Source organism: Clostridium nitrophenolicum, assembly GCF_055391695.1.
Window position 1 is genome coordinate 1812730 of the sequence record NZ_AP042469.1, and the last position, 14463, is coordinate 1827192.

At 31.7% G+C, this 14463-nt stretch carries 11 protein-coding genes; 6 read left to right on the plus strand and 5 right to left on the minus strand.

The features are described from left to right. Positions 1–5: 5 nt before the first annotated feature. Positions 6–920 (minus strand): putative selenate ABC transporter substrate-binding protein, encoded by a 915-nt coding sequence (locus ACZ5N4_RS08490; protein WP_464208971.1) that lies wholly within the window; start codon positions 918–920, stop codon positions 6–8. A gap of 356 nt (positions 921–1276) precedes the next feature. On the opposite strand from ACZ5N4_RS08490, the gene ACZ5N4_RS08495 reads away from it, so the two are divergent. Beyond that, positions 1277–1600, plus strand: a complete 324-nt coding sequence (locus ACZ5N4_RS08495; protein ID WP_464208973.1) for a putative heavy metal-binding protein — start codon at positions 1277–1279, stop codon at positions 1598–1600. A gap of 87 nt (positions 1601–1687) precedes the next feature. On the opposite strand, the gene ACZ5N4_RS08500 is transcribed toward ACZ5N4_RS08495, so the two are convergent. Together ACZ5N4_RS08500 and ACZ5N4_RS08505 are read right to left on the minus strand one after the other, a co-directional pair. Beyond that, positions 1688–5386, minus strand: a complete 3699-nt coding sequence (locus ACZ5N4_RS08500; protein WP_464208975.1) for a multicopper oxidase domain-containing protein — start codon at positions 5384–5386, stop codon at positions 1688–1690. Positions 5387–5745: 359 nt separating this feature from the next. Beyond that, positions 5746–7458 (minus strand): methyl-accepting chemotaxis protein, encoded by a 1713-nt coding sequence (locus ACZ5N4_RS08505; protein WP_464208977.1) that lies wholly within the window; start codon positions 7456–7458, stop codon positions 5746–5748. A gap of 250 nt (positions 7459–7708) precedes the next feature. Between ACZ5N4_RS08505 and ACZ5N4_RS08510 the strand changes: the two genes are divergently transcribed. Further along, complete coding sequence (locus ACZ5N4_RS08510; protein ID WP_464208979.1) at positions 7709–8824, plus strand: aminopeptidase; 1116 nt, start codon at positions 7709–7711, stop codon at positions 8822–8824. Positions 8825–8873: 49 nt separating this feature from the next. On the opposite strand, the gene ACZ5N4_RS08515 is transcribed toward ACZ5N4_RS08510, so the two are convergent. Next, a complete protein-coding gene (locus tag ACZ5N4_RS08515; protein WP_464208981.1) occupies positions 8874–9995 on the minus strand; it encodes a threonine synthase in 1122 nt (373 codons plus the stop codon). A 4-nt stretch (positions 9996–9999) separates the two neighbouring features. Beyond that, entirely contained in the window at positions 10000–10647 is a 648-nt protein-coding gene (locus ACZ5N4_RS08520; protein ID WP_464208983.1) for a helix-turn-helix transcriptional regulator, read from the minus strand. Between the two features lie 373 nt (positions 10648–11020). On the opposite strand from ACZ5N4_RS08520, the gene ACZ5N4_RS08525 reads away from it, so the two are divergent. From ACZ5N4_RS08525 to ACZ5N4_RS08540, 4 genes are all read left to right on the plus strand, one after another. Further along, on the plus strand, positions 11021–11872 hold the full coding sequence (locus tag ACZ5N4_RS08525; RefSeq protein ID WP_464208985.1) for a site-2 protease family protein: 852 nt from the start codon (positions 11021–11023) through the stop codon (positions 11870–11872). Positions 11873–12050: 178 nt separating this feature from the next. Beyond that, a complete protein-coding gene (locus tag ACZ5N4_RS08530) occupies positions 12051–13163 on the plus strand; it encodes an AI-2E family transporter (protein ID WP_464208987.1) in 1113 nt (370 codons plus the stop codon). Positions 13164–13178: 15 nt separating this feature from the next. Then, entirely contained in the window at positions 13179–13361 is a 183-nt protein-coding gene (locus ACZ5N4_RS08535) for a hypothetical protein (protein WP_464208989.1), read from the plus strand. 238 nt (positions 13362–13599) lie between these two features. After that, the gene (locus ACZ5N4_RS08540; RefSeq protein WP_464208991.1) at positions 13600–14391 is read left to right on the plus strand and encodes a methyl-accepting chemotaxis protein; all 792 of its coding nucleotides are present in this window, start codon (positions 13600–13602) and stop codon (positions 14389–14391) included. The last annotated feature ends 72 nt before the right edge of the window (positions 14392–14463 follow it).

The following is a 14463-nucleotide window of genomic DNA, read 5'->3' on the forward strand; positions in this document are numbered from 1 at the left end:
ACCTATTATTTAACCATGCCTAATTTTTTACCAACAGCTTCGATTGCTTTATAGTTATCGTTATTAGTAGGAACAAACTTATCTGTTTGGAAGAATTTTAAAGCTTGAGCTTGATCGCCACCCTTGTCAAGGCTCATAGAAAGTAATGCTTCTTTAATTTTTTCTTTAGTACCTTCTCCATATACTTTATCTATATTATCAGGTTTATTAATTGTCCAATGGTAGTCGAAGTATTCTGGAGTAGTATAGAATACTTTAACTTTATTTAAATCAACTTTACCTTCTTTAACAGTTTTATCCCATACGGAAATATTCAAAGCTCCTGTTTGGAAAGCACCAGACTCTACGAGTTTAATTGTTTTATCGTGTGAGCCTGAGAAGTTGGGTTTGCCGTTAAAGTCCTTATCAGGATCAATTCCTGCCTCTGTTAAGAAATAACGAGGCATTAAGCTTCCAGAGGTTGAACTCTCACTACCAAAAGTAAAGGTTTTTCCCTTTAAATCTTCTAATTTTGTAACATTTAAGTCCTTCTGAGCAATGAATACTGATTTAAATTTAGCGTCCAATGGTCTTTGAGCAATAGCTTCAGATCCAGGAGCTACAGCTCTTGCCTGAACGCCTGTAAGTCCACCAAACCAAGCCATCTGCATTTCTCCTCTTTCAAATGCAGTAACTAAGGAGGCGTAGTCAACAGATGCTACATATTGAACCTTTAATCCTGTTTTTTCACTAAGATATTTTGCTGTAGCTTCCATATTTTTATTTAATTCTGCTGCATTTTGGTCAGGAATAGCTCCAATTTTAAATACCGGCTTTTCTTTTGCAGCTTCCTGTTTTTCCGATTTTTGTGAACAAGCAGTTAGTGATGCTACCATTAGCACTGCAGCTAACGCTGAAACAATTTTTCTCATTTTTTTCATGATTATGTTCCCCCTAAGTTTTTGAAAATAGTTATCAATTGTCTACTAATTATATTGTATATTATTCGACAATAATTTTATAGTGTATATGCATTTAAATATCAGGTTTGGTTATAGAATATATTTATAGATGGAGATGAGCGTATAAGTTATTTTAATACACAGGTATACTTAACTTAATATTTCTCAAATATATAAAATAAACTTAATAATTATGCCTGTAAGTGTTATTAAATAACTTATCATATAATATTTAAATTTATAAAATGCAATATAATATACTTGACAATAATATTTTAACTATGGTATTATTTTCTTAGAAAAAATTACGTGTTTATATTATAGGAGGTTAAATTATGATAGTTACAACAACACCACAAATTGAGGGAAAGAAAATAATGGAGTATAAGGGAGTAGTTTTTGGAGAGGTTATTTCAGGAGTAAACTTTGTCAAAGACTTTATGGCTGGTATAAGAGATTTAGTAGGTGGAAGATCTCAAACCTACGAAGATGAGTTAATTAATGCAAGGAATAATGCCATAGAGGAAATGAAAAGAAGAGCTCAAGCTATGGGAGCTAATGCTATAGTTGGAGTAGATGTTGACTATGAAGTTCTTGGTCAAGGCGGCGGAATGCTTATGGTAACAGTATCTGGAACAGCTGTTGTAGTAGAATATTAATATCATTTACAAATTGTAAATTTTATAATAAATCTGAATAAGTGACCCAAAAGGTCACTTATTCTATAATATAAGGTTGCTATAATACTAACATTCACCACATTCTTTATCAAAAGAATTATTTTCATTTATCACTTTTAAATCTCTACAAATTTTATTAAATATCCTAAATATTCCCCACATGCCTAATTCTACATCCCAACGGAATATACCAGATCTGTATGCATAATCACCTGGGTTTTGATTTGCTCCACCTTCTATAATAATATTGAATACATTACCAACACTTATTGCTCCTTGTACAGATATAATATCAGAAAATGGATCGGAGTATTGAGCTTTCCATGAATGTCCATGCAATACAAAGCTGTGATTTCTTGATTTATCTGCTGGCATAAGGAGTCTGATTCTTATAGGGTCGCCAGGATATGATTTAAAAACAGGAGTAGCTGGATCACCATGAATTTTAGAACTCATTACAAGATGCACCCTAGGGTCTTCTTTTAAACGATTTTCAAAACGCTCAGATCTGTAGTTAATACCCTTTTGTCCTTGGTCTTCAAAGTCAAGATGAGGTACATCATGTTCTGGATTATCATGACCTGGATCCCCATGGCCTACATCAATTGGATCTGGTATTGGTTTATTATTTTTATCATATAAGCTTATACCATTTTGCATAAACACTACAAATTCTCTAAAGTCTGGCATACCTGGATTGGATATTACTATCTCTTCTAAATAGCCATCTTTTACTTCATTACAAGTTTGTGGATGAATATATTTAGAGCCTGTAGGTTCGATTATTATAGTTCCAAAGAGTCCATGATGTCTATGGTTTCGTATATCTCCAAATCCAGTAAGCATACAAGCACCTAATTCAAAGTCTGCAAACCATCTATAGGTTATACTTTCACCAGGAGCAACACTTTGATCATAGTTGAAACCTACTGTTGCTCCATCAGAGCCTAAAACATCATATTTTAGTAATTGTGCATGAAGAGAAACCCTATTTGATGGAGGGAATGGTGCGTCTACAGGTACCTCAGGATGTTCATCTTGTTTTATTGGATTAAAAATATGATTTGTTAAAGTTATTTCTATACAATCTCCTGCATTTGCTCTTAATATCAAAGGTTTAGTTTCCATAGTTCCATTCATAATTGCCTTTTCATGTTCTGCTAATACAAAGATCAGTCCATTTGGATCATGATCTCCAAATTTATTGTATACAATATCCTTTTGTATAGCAACAATATCAAATTTCCGTATATTAGCATACTTAGGACATGGATGACCAGGGCATTTTGCTTTAGGTGGTGGATTACCTGTTTTGCAAGGCAGCGGTTTTGTCTGTTTTAAAGGTAACGGTCTATCCCTAAGAGGCAATAGATGAGGAACCCTTTCTCTATGAACTCTTAATATTCCCCATAAACCAAGCCATAAGTCATCCATTCCTCCAAAGTAATATAGATAATCACCTTTTTTATAATCTTCGTCTATTTCTATATTAAAAGCTTCTGATATACCTAAAGTTTGTGACTGAATAAGAGGAGATCTAGCATCAGTAGGCTCTTTTCTCCATCTTAAACCATGAAGATTAAAAGAGTGTTGTTCTTCTTGAGCACCATCAAACAACCTTATTCGTATTGGATCTCCTTCATAAGTTTCAAGAAGAGGTGTAACTGGATCACCGTGTACATATGAGCTAAAAATATATGCAGGATCGCCTTTACGGAATTGAAAAGGCTCATTCTTATAGTTTACACCCATAACGCCTGGGTCATCTTGAGATCCTGGGAAAGGCGGTGGATTTAAAGGATTCCCATCTTTATCAAAGAGCAGAGCAAAATCATGAACTGCTAGAATAAACTCTCTGAAATCAGGTTCACCAGGTCTTTTTATTATCGCCTTAGTTCCACTCTTTATTTTTTTACCGGTTTCAGGATGGTAATAAGTGGAGTTATGAGGTTCAATAATCAATGCACCAAATAAGCCATGCTGTTGATGGGTACTTGCGAATAAGTGATCATGAAAGAATATTGTTCTTAATTCTGTATCAGCATAAAATCGCTCAATAATCGTATCGCCAAAATCCGCTGAGGAATCGTTACACCAACCGTTAGCACCACCATCAGAAACAATGGTATCAAATTTAACAAGGTGTATATGCCAACCAGCCTCTGTGGTTTCAGTCTTCAATTGAAAGGCATTTCCACCTATTGTTTTAGGAAGTTTATTTGTAAGTCTAATTTCTATACAATCTCCCACATTTGCTCTTATAACAAAAGGTTCAGGTTCTTTTTTGCCACTTCTAACTGCGTATTCATCTTCTTTTAAAACAAATATCCTTCCCTCTGGATCCTTCCATCCTTGCTTATTATATTTTATAGGAACTTGTATAGCCACCACTTCAAAAACTTTAGTAACTGCATCTGATGGGCATGGATTAGAATATAAAGCTCCAGGTTTTGCTTTTGGAACAAAGTTTGCTTCTTCTAAATCAGTAGGTCCGCGACCTCCAACTATTCCTAGTGGCGGTTTAAAAGCCTTTTCACCAACTTCTCCAGCTATAAATCTAGGATAACCAGGATGCTTATCATCTGGTGGCGGTGGAGGAGTTCTATCTGGTAGTGGAATTAGAGCGGGTACATGACTACCATTAGGAAGCACTTTTTTTCCATCTTCTAGTCTATCTAGTATTCTCCATAAGCCCCACATTCCTTCAGCAAAGTGAGGGTAAAGATGACAATGCCATATAACATCACCTATACACCCATTTAAACTTCCTGCTCCAAATAGAGGTTCAATGGTAAAGCTCTGCTGAGGGCTAAAGGATATAGAGTCAATTATAGTAGACTTAGGATCATTAGGTTCTAATCTCCATTGATGATTATGAAGATGGAATACGTGAGTTTCCTTTATTCCACCATGAATTAGCCTAATCTTAGCTGGGTCACCTTTGTAGGCACGCAATATGGGTGTAGCAGGATCACCAAAAGGCCATGAACTCAATGATACTTCCTCACCGACACCACCAGTACCTTGAGGATGACGATTTCTCATAGGTTCTGCTCTATAATTTATAGGCATAGTGGATTCCGGCATATGTGTTTCATGATTCATAGGTGGATTTCCGTTAATATCCTTTATCTCTGGTTCATCGTGAAATATTGTTACGTATTCTCTAAAGTCTGGTAATGATGGATGGTGTATATCTGCATATAAACCACTTTTAAGCTCTTCATTGGTTACAGGATCTGTCCATGTTGCTCCCACAGGTTCAACTATTAGTGCGCCAAAAAGTCCGTGGACATTTGTAGATTCTTCGGAACTTCTAGGGTCGGCCATGTCATTAAAGAAGAATATTCCTTCTTTATCAGCAATCCACGTATATCGTATTTTTCCCGTAGTTGTAGTATTAGGATTAAATCCTATATAAGCTCCATCTGAATTCAAAACATTATGATATATGTCTTGAATATGAATGGATGCAGGTCTGTTCAACTTATTTTCAAAATCTATAATTAAAAAATCTCCTAAATTAGCTCTTATCACTAAAGGTTGTACGATATCTACAGGAGTAAAAGGATTTTTTTCTACTTCTTTTCTTAAAATATCTTCATTTTCTTTTAAAACATACATTAATCCATTTGGATCGTGATCTCCATGCATGTTATATACGATTTTAGTAGATATAGCAAGTATATTAAAGTGTCTAACTTTTACACATTTTCCTTTGTAATAAATTTTATCATCACAAGGTTTATAACTTTTTTCGCTCATTATATTTTCACTCCTTTTAGTTTGAAAAAAGTGAGTAATATAGTATTCACAATAATTTTCTTATCAGTTTTTAGATAGTATATATTATGAATTATATACAGTAAGCGTGAAGTAAAATAGAAGATCTAATTCTCTTGCTCAAAAATTATCCCAACCTTAAATATACATTTTTCACCAGTAATTGTTACAAAATCCATATTACTTTGTTTAGCTAAAGACTCAACAACTTGCAAAATTAATTATGTAGATAGTCATGCTAGATAAGAACTTTACTTACTATTTATTTAAACTCTATAGCATAAGAGAAAACCTTACTTATAAACATATATCGGTCTATAAGTAAGGTTTTCACTAAAAATTTATATTTTAAATTTCTCAACTAATTGAAGCAATCTATCGGATATTTCTTTTTGGCTCATAGCAGAATTAGACACTTCTATCATTGAATTGGTTACTTTATTAAGATTATTTATTATCTCACTGGAGCCTTCAGAAGATCTTTGAGAGACACTAGACACATTTTGTATTGCTTCGGATATCTGAGTAATTGTTGCATCTATTTCTTCTGACATAGAGGCAAGCTCCTGAGACATACCATTTACAAAATCAGCATCACTGCTATATTGTGTTCCTACAGATACAAATGTATTAAATTCAGGAACAACCTTATCATTCATGAACTTTAAAACCTCACTACTGTTTTCAGAAAGATTATTAAAGGCATTTTGAACTTTAGAAATAGTATTATGAATTGTTGATACAGCCTGAGAAGACTGTTCAGCTAATTTCCTGACCTCTTCGGCAACCACTGCAAAGCCTTTTCCTTGTTCACCAGCCCGTGCTGCCTCTATTGCAGCATTTAATGCTAATAAATTTGTTTGAGATGCAATACCGGCTATAACATCAGCCATTATTTTAATTTCACTGACTACTTTACCTTCCTCAATTGACTTAATTATATTGAGTTGTTTTTCATTATACATATTATTTATATTTTCAATGGCATTCTGAGCATTTTTATGAACGTTAGAAGCTCGAACCTTAAATTCACTTGCATTGGCACTTCCATCCGTTGCTTTTTGTGCCATTTCTCCTATACTAGAGTTCACTTCTTCTATTGATGCGCTTATTTCCTCAGTTGCTGCGTTGGACTCTTGAGTTATGCTTCCTATTTCTTGTGCTGAGTTGTCTATAATTGTTAGACCATTTGCAATTTCTTTTGTTGTTTTGGATAGTTCATTGCTAGATTTATTCATAACCGATGAATTTGCTATTATATCTTTTATTAATCTGCGAATATTTTCCTGTGCCATTGACAGTGCAGAAATAGTTTGTCCGAATTCATCTTTTCTTGCAATATTCCATTCAGTGGAAAAATCATAGTTAGAAATATTTTCAGCATATATTTTAATTTTGGATAGTGGTTCAGTTATGTCCATAGTGATAATAAGACCTAATAATACTGCAAGTACTATTCCCGAAAGCATAATTATGAGCATTAATGTATTTGACTTAATAAAAATGGAGTTATTATTAATATTGGTATCTTTAGCGCTCTCTAAGTTATCTGTAATTAGATTGTCCATATGCTCCATTACAGCTTTATTAATTTTAGAAATATCTTGATATTGTGATATGGCCTCATCATATTTTCCTTCATCGATAAGCTTAAGCAAATCTTCACGTTTTGATCTATAATCTTGAAGCGTTTGCTTAAACTTTCTATAAAGTTCTTTTTCTTTATCAGACATCTGAATATTTTCATATTTTTTGAAGTAATCATTATTCTCATCTTCAATTTTTTTTATGTTGTCTTCTAGTTTTTGTTTGTTAGAAGAATCTTTAATAAAAAGTAATTCTTCAATGTCCATTTGAATTTCTGTCAAGTTTTGTTTTATATCAGTCATCATATAAACTGGCTGAAGATTGTTATTATACATTTCATCTGAATTCTTAGCAGTTTTACTTAAACCATTCATGCCTATTATTCCAACTACACAAATAAGTAAAGCTACTATTAAAAAGGTACTGACTAGCTTTGTTTTTACTTTTAAGTTTTTTATAATATACATAGAATCTTTCCCCTTCGTAAATAGTATTTATTACCTCAAAAAATATAATATAATGTCATATCGAGAAAATCAAGGTAATTAATGTTAAATTATTATTATTTATAAAAAAATTAATATATATGGACAAATTTATAAAAATTATGCCTATTTTTGATTAAAAGGAAAAATTATATTATAATGGTGGTAATATGATTAATCATATATGTGTATACTAAAGTCGTATTAAAAACTTAAAGATGGAGGAACTATTATGAAAGATCCAAGAATAATAACACTTGCAAAGAATTTAATTAATTACTCTTGTAGTATTCAAAAGGGTGAAAAGGTTTTAATAGAAACTATAGGAACACCAAATCCTTTGACTCTTGAATTAATAAAGCAAACTTATTTAGCTGGAGGAGTTCCTTTTGTAACTAATAAGTTACCAGAAGTTGATAGAGAATTATATATGAGCTGCACTGAAGAGCAGCTAGAAATGATGGCAAAGTATGAAGCTGCGAGAATGTCTGATATGGATGCATATATAGGGCTAAGAGCGCCTAGCAATCTAACAGAAACCTCTGATGTACCTGGAGAAAATATGTCTCTAGTTATGAAAAAGTTTTGGCAGCCAGTTCATGGTGAGATAAGAGTTCCTAAAACTAAATGGGTGGTTTTAAGATACCCAACACCGGCTATGGCTCAAGCAGCAGGAAGTAGCACAGAGGCTTTTGAAGACTTCTATTTTAATGTATGCAATTTAGATTATGGCAAAATGTCAAAGGCTATGGATGCATTAGTGGAGTTAATGAACAAAACTGATAAGGTTCATATAAAAGGAGAGGGAACAGATTTAAAATTCTCTATAAAAGGACTAAATGCTATAAAGTGTGATGGAAAGTTAAACATTCCAGATGGAGAGGTTTATTCAGCGCCGGTGAAAGACTCTGTTAATGGTTATATTACATATAATACTCCAGCAGTATATAATGGATTCACTTATGAAAATATAAGACTTGAATTTAAAGATGGTAAAATAGTAAAAGCTACAGCAAATGATACAGAAAGAATAAATAAGGTATTTGATACAGACGAAGGTGCAAGATATGTAGGAGAATTCGCAATAGGAGTTAACCCATATATATTAAAGCCTATGAAAGAAACTTTATTTGATGAAAAGATAGCGGGATCAATCCACTTTACACCAGGAGCATCTTATGATGATTGCTTTAATGGGAATAAGTCTTCAGTGCACTGGGATTTAGTATATATACAAAGACCTGAGTACGGTGGCGGAGAAATTTATTTTGACGACGTATTGATAAGAAAAGACGGTTTATTTGTAGTTGATGAATTAAAAGATCTAAATCCAGATAACTTAAAATAATTAATATTTAGTGTTAAAAGGCTGCCTAAAAGATAGGTAGCCTTTTATTCTAATGTGACTTCAATCCTGCTCCACATAAAGGTAAGATTATTTTTCCACTAAATTTATCAGCATTATTTTTATAGTAATCAAAGAACCCAGCAAAGGTTGCAGCAGTAGTTGGCTCTACATAAAATCCTTTTTCTGCCAGATAATTTCGTGTTCCAACTATTTTGTCTTCAGCAGCAATGATAATTTCTCCATTTGTATTTCTTATGGCTTCTAGTATTTGCTTGCCTCTCATTGGAGCAGCAATAGCAATTCCTTCAGCTAAAGTGCCTGTATTAATTGTTTCTTCAACGAAATTTTTACCTTCTTTAAAGGCATCATATATAGGAGAACAACCTTGAGCCTGAACAGCAATGATTTTTGGCATTTTTTTAATTAGTCCTGACTCCAATAATTCTCTAAAGCCGTAATAGCAACCTAAAACTAGCGTACCATTTCCTACTGGAATTACTAGAAGCTCCGGTGCTTCACCCTTTAACTGTTCGTAGATTTCATATGCGTAAGTTTTTGTGCCTTGGTAAAAGAAAGGATTATAAACATGGCTAGCATAGAAGCCCTCTCCTCTTTCTACGGCCTTTAAAGCTGCCTTTGCAGTAGCTTCTCTAGTGCCAGGAATTACATGAACTTTTGCACCATGAGAAGAAATCATTCTAATCTTTTTAGATGATGTACCTTCAGGAACATATATATCACATTCAATGCCCGCTCTATTTGCATAGGCAGCTATGGAGTTACCAGCATTACCACTACTGTCTTGAATAACTTTTTTCACTCCTAACTCCTTTGCTTTAGCAATTAGCACTGCAGCACCTCTATCCTTAAAGGATAGTGTAGGCATCATATAGTCCATCTTTACTAATAAATTCGGAGTATCCTTATCAAGAGGAACAAGAGATGTTAAGCCTTCACCCATAGAAATATCTTTCCATAAAGTAAAGTTTTCATCAAAGGGAAGCACCTTTAAATATCTAAATAAGCTCCATTCATTACCTAATATATCTTCTTTAGCAAATTTAAAGTCAAATTTTTCAAGATCTAGCATTCCTCCGCAGTCACATCTGAAAATAAGTGTTTTTGGATCATGTCTTTTTCCGCATTTATTACAAACATAATTAATTGACATATAATCATCTCCCATCCTCATTCTTTTTTATTTCATCTAAATAACTATATACAGTTACTTTAGATATATTTAACTTTTCAGCTACCTTTTCAATTGCTCCCTTAATAAGGAATATTCCTTTTTTGTCCATGAATTTAATTAAATCAATTTTATCCTTTCTTTTTAAATTATCAACATCATTAGTACCGATAATTTTATCTATTAAATCATCTACTATTTCCATTACGTTATCAAAGGGCTCCACATCTTCTTCAACCTTTTCTTGTTTAACGGTCATAAAGTCTTCTAGAAAGCCTTGAAAATTCTTCATTATTTCCAAATCGTAGTTTATACATAGGGCACCAATTACTTTTTCTTTAGAATCTCTAATAAGAGCAGTAGAGGATTTTATTTCTCTACCATCTTCAGTAACGAATTTATAGTTTGCGGTATAGTCTTCATGGAATTCCTTTGATAATAGAACCTGTTTAATTAAGTGATCAAATGACTGACCAACTTTTCTTCCAGTTACATGGTTGTTAACTGCATAAACAACTGAATTCTGCGGTACCGATAAATCATGAATTACTACTTCACAATTTCTACCAAAAGTCTTAGCTATCAAGTTAGCCGTTGGAATAAATTTTTCTAGCTCTCTATTTAATTTAAACAATATAATCAACTCCACATATATAAAATTATATTTAATGATTTGTTTTGTATAAAAAATTATATATTTTTGTAATATTATTAGTACTTGATTTAAATTATATAATTTTTTATATAAAAATCAATATAAAATATAAAAAATTATATGATTAGTTTATTTAGAAGTCTGGTATATATTAATACTTAAATGCGAGAAAACTTTATTAATTACAAGTAAAATAAAGAAAACATATAATACATTGTTATTACAATAAAAATTAATAGGAGATAAGAGTGTTTTGGAAAAACATGGCCTTGATTAAGAACTATAAGAATGGTAAAATGTAGTTATCATAAATTTAAAAAGCGATATTTAATACTGCATGGAGGAAGTGTAAATGGATGATAACCTTAAGTTCCAAATAAAAGAGAAGGATGGCGTTCAGATAGTAGAAAATCTTGATGAAGTAGAAAGGCTTCCAAAAGAGAAAAGCAAAAAGGGTAAATTAGTAGGATTAGGATTGACCGGAGCACTTTTAACTAAAATCTTTGTTAAGTTTAAATTTCTATTTGTTTTCCTTAAGCTAGGTAAGATAATATCAACTTTTGGTTCCATGCTTCTTATGATTTGGGTTTATGCTACAATTCATGGATGGATGTTTGGTGTGGGATTTGTGTTGTTATTATTTATGCATGAAATGGGACATTATTTTGCAGCTAAAAAAGCTAAATTACCAGTAGCTACACCAATATTTATACCTTTTGTAGGAGCATTTATTTCTATGAAAGAGATGCCATCAGATGCATCAACTGAAGCATTTGTGGCTATAGGAGGTCCTATTCTTGGGAGTATCGGAGCATTAATATGTCTAGCCATTTATTATATAACTGGGAAAAGCATATTTATAGCATTGGCATATAGTGGTTTTATACTCAACTTATTTAACCTTATACCTGTTCGTCCATTAGATGGTGGACGCATTGTTGCAGCTATATCACCAGCACTTTGGATTATAGGTATACCACTGATGTTAGTTGCTGCAATAAAGTTTTTAAATCCTATAATAATAATGTTTCTAATTCTAGGAGCTATTGAATTATATAAATATTATAAAAATCCAGATAAAAAATACTATGAAGTTAAAAAAACTACCAGGGTAATATATGCTCTAACTTATTTTGGGCTAATAGCAGTATTAGGTCTATGTAGTGGATATATTTTTCACGTAATACCCAATATATCAAGATAACATTATAGAGAAACAAACTAGAAAATTGACATATACCGGCGTATAAGTCAATTTTCGGCCTGGTAACTCTATAAGGTTGTTAAAAACCTTTAAAGCTGTCAATAATAATTGAAAAGAGATTATAAAAATGATATATTATTAAATATATTATTTTTGTAATTTCAAGGAGGGATATCTTTTGTTTCTTAATAAAGATAAAATTAAGTATTTTGATTTAATAGTTGCTATAGTTATATCGTTTATATGTATTGAATTAATTTTAAATTATAAAAATATATTATCAATAATAGGCACTGCAGCAAAAATTTTATCGCCATTTATTTTAGCTTTTATAATAGCGTATATGTTAAATCCTATAATGGTCTTTTTAGAAAAAAAGTTAAACTTAAAAAGGGGACAGAGCATACTAATTACATATGCTTTTATAATCGGAGTGATAGTGATTTTTTCCATGGTGCTGCTTCCTAAAATATTTAGTAGTGTGATGGAGATTATTCAAAGTGTACCTGATTTTACATCAGAAGTTTATAAATGGATATATAGTCACACAGCTAGTACGATGATTAATTCTAGTGACTTTATAAAGAGTAATGCAGGTACCTTAGTACAAAAATTTGGTTCTTTTACATCTAATTGGTTAAATATAGTCTTGTCAAAGACCATATCCTTTACTAGTTCTTTAGTAAATATACTATTTGGATTAGTAATATCCATATATATATTAGCTGATAAAGAGAAGTTTAAAAGCATAGCTAAAAATATAACATGTATAACTTTTAAAGAAAAATATTCAAGTCATATAATAGATTTTTTTAAGAACATAAATAATATAATAAGTTTATATATAGGTACAAAAGTTATAGAGTCATTAATAATAGGTCTTATAGGTTTTGTTGGACTAATTTTATTCAAGTCTCCATATGCACTGCTTATATCTATAATAGTGGCTATAACAAACATGATACCTTATTTTGGACCATTTATAGGTATGATTCCACCTTTTGTAATAAATCTATTTTATGACCCTAAGAGAGCCTTTTGGATTTTACTATTTTTAATATTGCTTCAGCAGTTTGATTCATTGTATTTGGAACCTAAACTTGTGGGTGGTAAGATAGGATTAAGTCCTTTCTTAATTATACTAGGAATAACAGTTGGTGGAAGTTTATTTGGTATATGGGGAATGATATTAGCTTCTCCTATTATGGCCGTTTTAAAAATATATATTGGAACCTGGTTCGAAAATAAAGTTAGAAAATTTAATGAAAAAGAAAAATCTATTAAGGTATAGAGAGGAGAGGAGCTTTTGGAAATACATGTGTTCTTAAAAAATCAGAAGGAGCCAGTCGTCTATAATGGAGACAGAATTGATGTATTAGATTTCGAAATGGCTGGTGTTAAATATAAACAGATAAGATATTTTAAAAAAGGTTTTAGCAAAAGTGAGCTTATAGAAGAGAATATTATAAATAAAATAGTTGAAAAGTAACTAGTTACTTTCAACTATTTTTACGTTTAAGCAGGCATCCAAAATCTATGATTTTGAGATGATCGCTTACTCATTCGACAATAGGAGAAGGAGTTTCATATATATACTTATTTTTCATTCTTTGTATCATTAGTTAGCTAATAATATTGAATTGTCCTTAAATTTCCTATAAAATTAAGTTGTACTAAAGGTTTACTGAAATTATGATTAAAATATATAGTTTGAAAGGTGGAAGCTTATGAACATAGTTATTGTTGGAGCCGGACACGGGGGCTATAGCATTATTCAATCTTTAAGTAATATTAGTGATATAAGAATTAAAACCGTTGTTGATAGAGATATGGATGCACCAGGAATTAAATTAGCTAAGCAGCTAGGAATTAGATGTTTAAAATCAATGGATGATATAAATTGTGACAATATTGATATAATTCTTGAGGTTACAGGGAATGAGAATGTCTCAAGAATTTTATTTGAAAAATTTAGTGACAAGACTACTATACTTAATTCTAAAGCTGCATTATTAATAACAACATTAGTGAAAAAAGATATAGAAACATTGGAAAAGCTTAATAAGAGTATGGAAGTAATTAACGATACTTCATCTGTAATACAAAAGGAACTTAAAGATATATCAAGCAGTGTTAAAGGTATTCATAATGTGAGCGACGCTTTAGTGATTTCTACTAAAAATTCAAATGAGTATATTGCCAAAACAGACGAAATAATAAAGTATGTAGAAAAAATGACTAAGCACACAAAAATACTTGGGCTTAATGCGGCAATTCAAGCAGCAAGAGCCGGAGAGCAAGGAAAAGGATTTTCAGTAGTTGCAGCGGAAATTCAAAAGCTTGCTGAAAGTACAAGAGGCTTTAGTGAAGAAATAAGTAAAATTTTAAGCCAGTTATCCGGTGAAATAAAAAATATTAAAGAAGAGTCAAATAAGTTGAATTCTTTATCAGAACTTCAGGTCACTGCTTCAAATAGAGTCAATAATGAGGTAGACAAGTTGGTTAGTGAAACAAGCTAGCCTGGATATAACATTTATGTAAATTAAAATGTGGTATAGTTTCAAATATAAAAAGAATCTCCTATAATTAGG

Coding starts and splice junctions, on each gene's coding strand:
- ACZ5N4_RS08490 (WP_464208971.1), bottom strand. CDS start 920: ATGAAAAAAATGAGAAAAATTGTTTCAGCGTTAGCTGCAGTGCTAATG.
- ACZ5N4_RS08495 (WP_464208973.1), top strand. CDS start 1,277: ATGATAGTTACAACAACACCACAAATTGAGGGAAAGAAAATAATGGAG.
- ACZ5N4_RS08500 (WP_464208975.1), bottom strand. CDS start 5,386: ATGAGCGAAAAAAGTTATAAACCTTGTGATGATAAAATTTATTACAAA.
- ACZ5N4_RS08505 (WP_464208977.1), bottom strand. CDS start 7,458: ATGTATATTATAAAAAACTTAAAAGTAAAAACAAAGCTAGTCAGTACC.
- ACZ5N4_RS08510 (WP_464208979.1), top strand. CDS start 7,709: ATGAAAGATCCAAGAATAATAACACTTGCAAAGAATTTAATTAATTAC.
- ACZ5N4_RS08515 (WP_464208981.1), bottom strand. CDS start 9,995: ATGTCAATTAATTATGTTTGTAATAAATGCGGAAAAAGACATGATCCA.
- ACZ5N4_RS08525 (WP_464208985.1), top strand. CDS start 11,021: ATGGATGATAACCTTAAGTTCCAAATAAAAGAGAAGGATGGCGTTCAG.
- ACZ5N4_RS08540 (WP_464208991.1), top strand. CDS start 13,600: ATGAACATAGTTATTGTTGGAGCCGGACACGGGGGCTATAGCATTATT.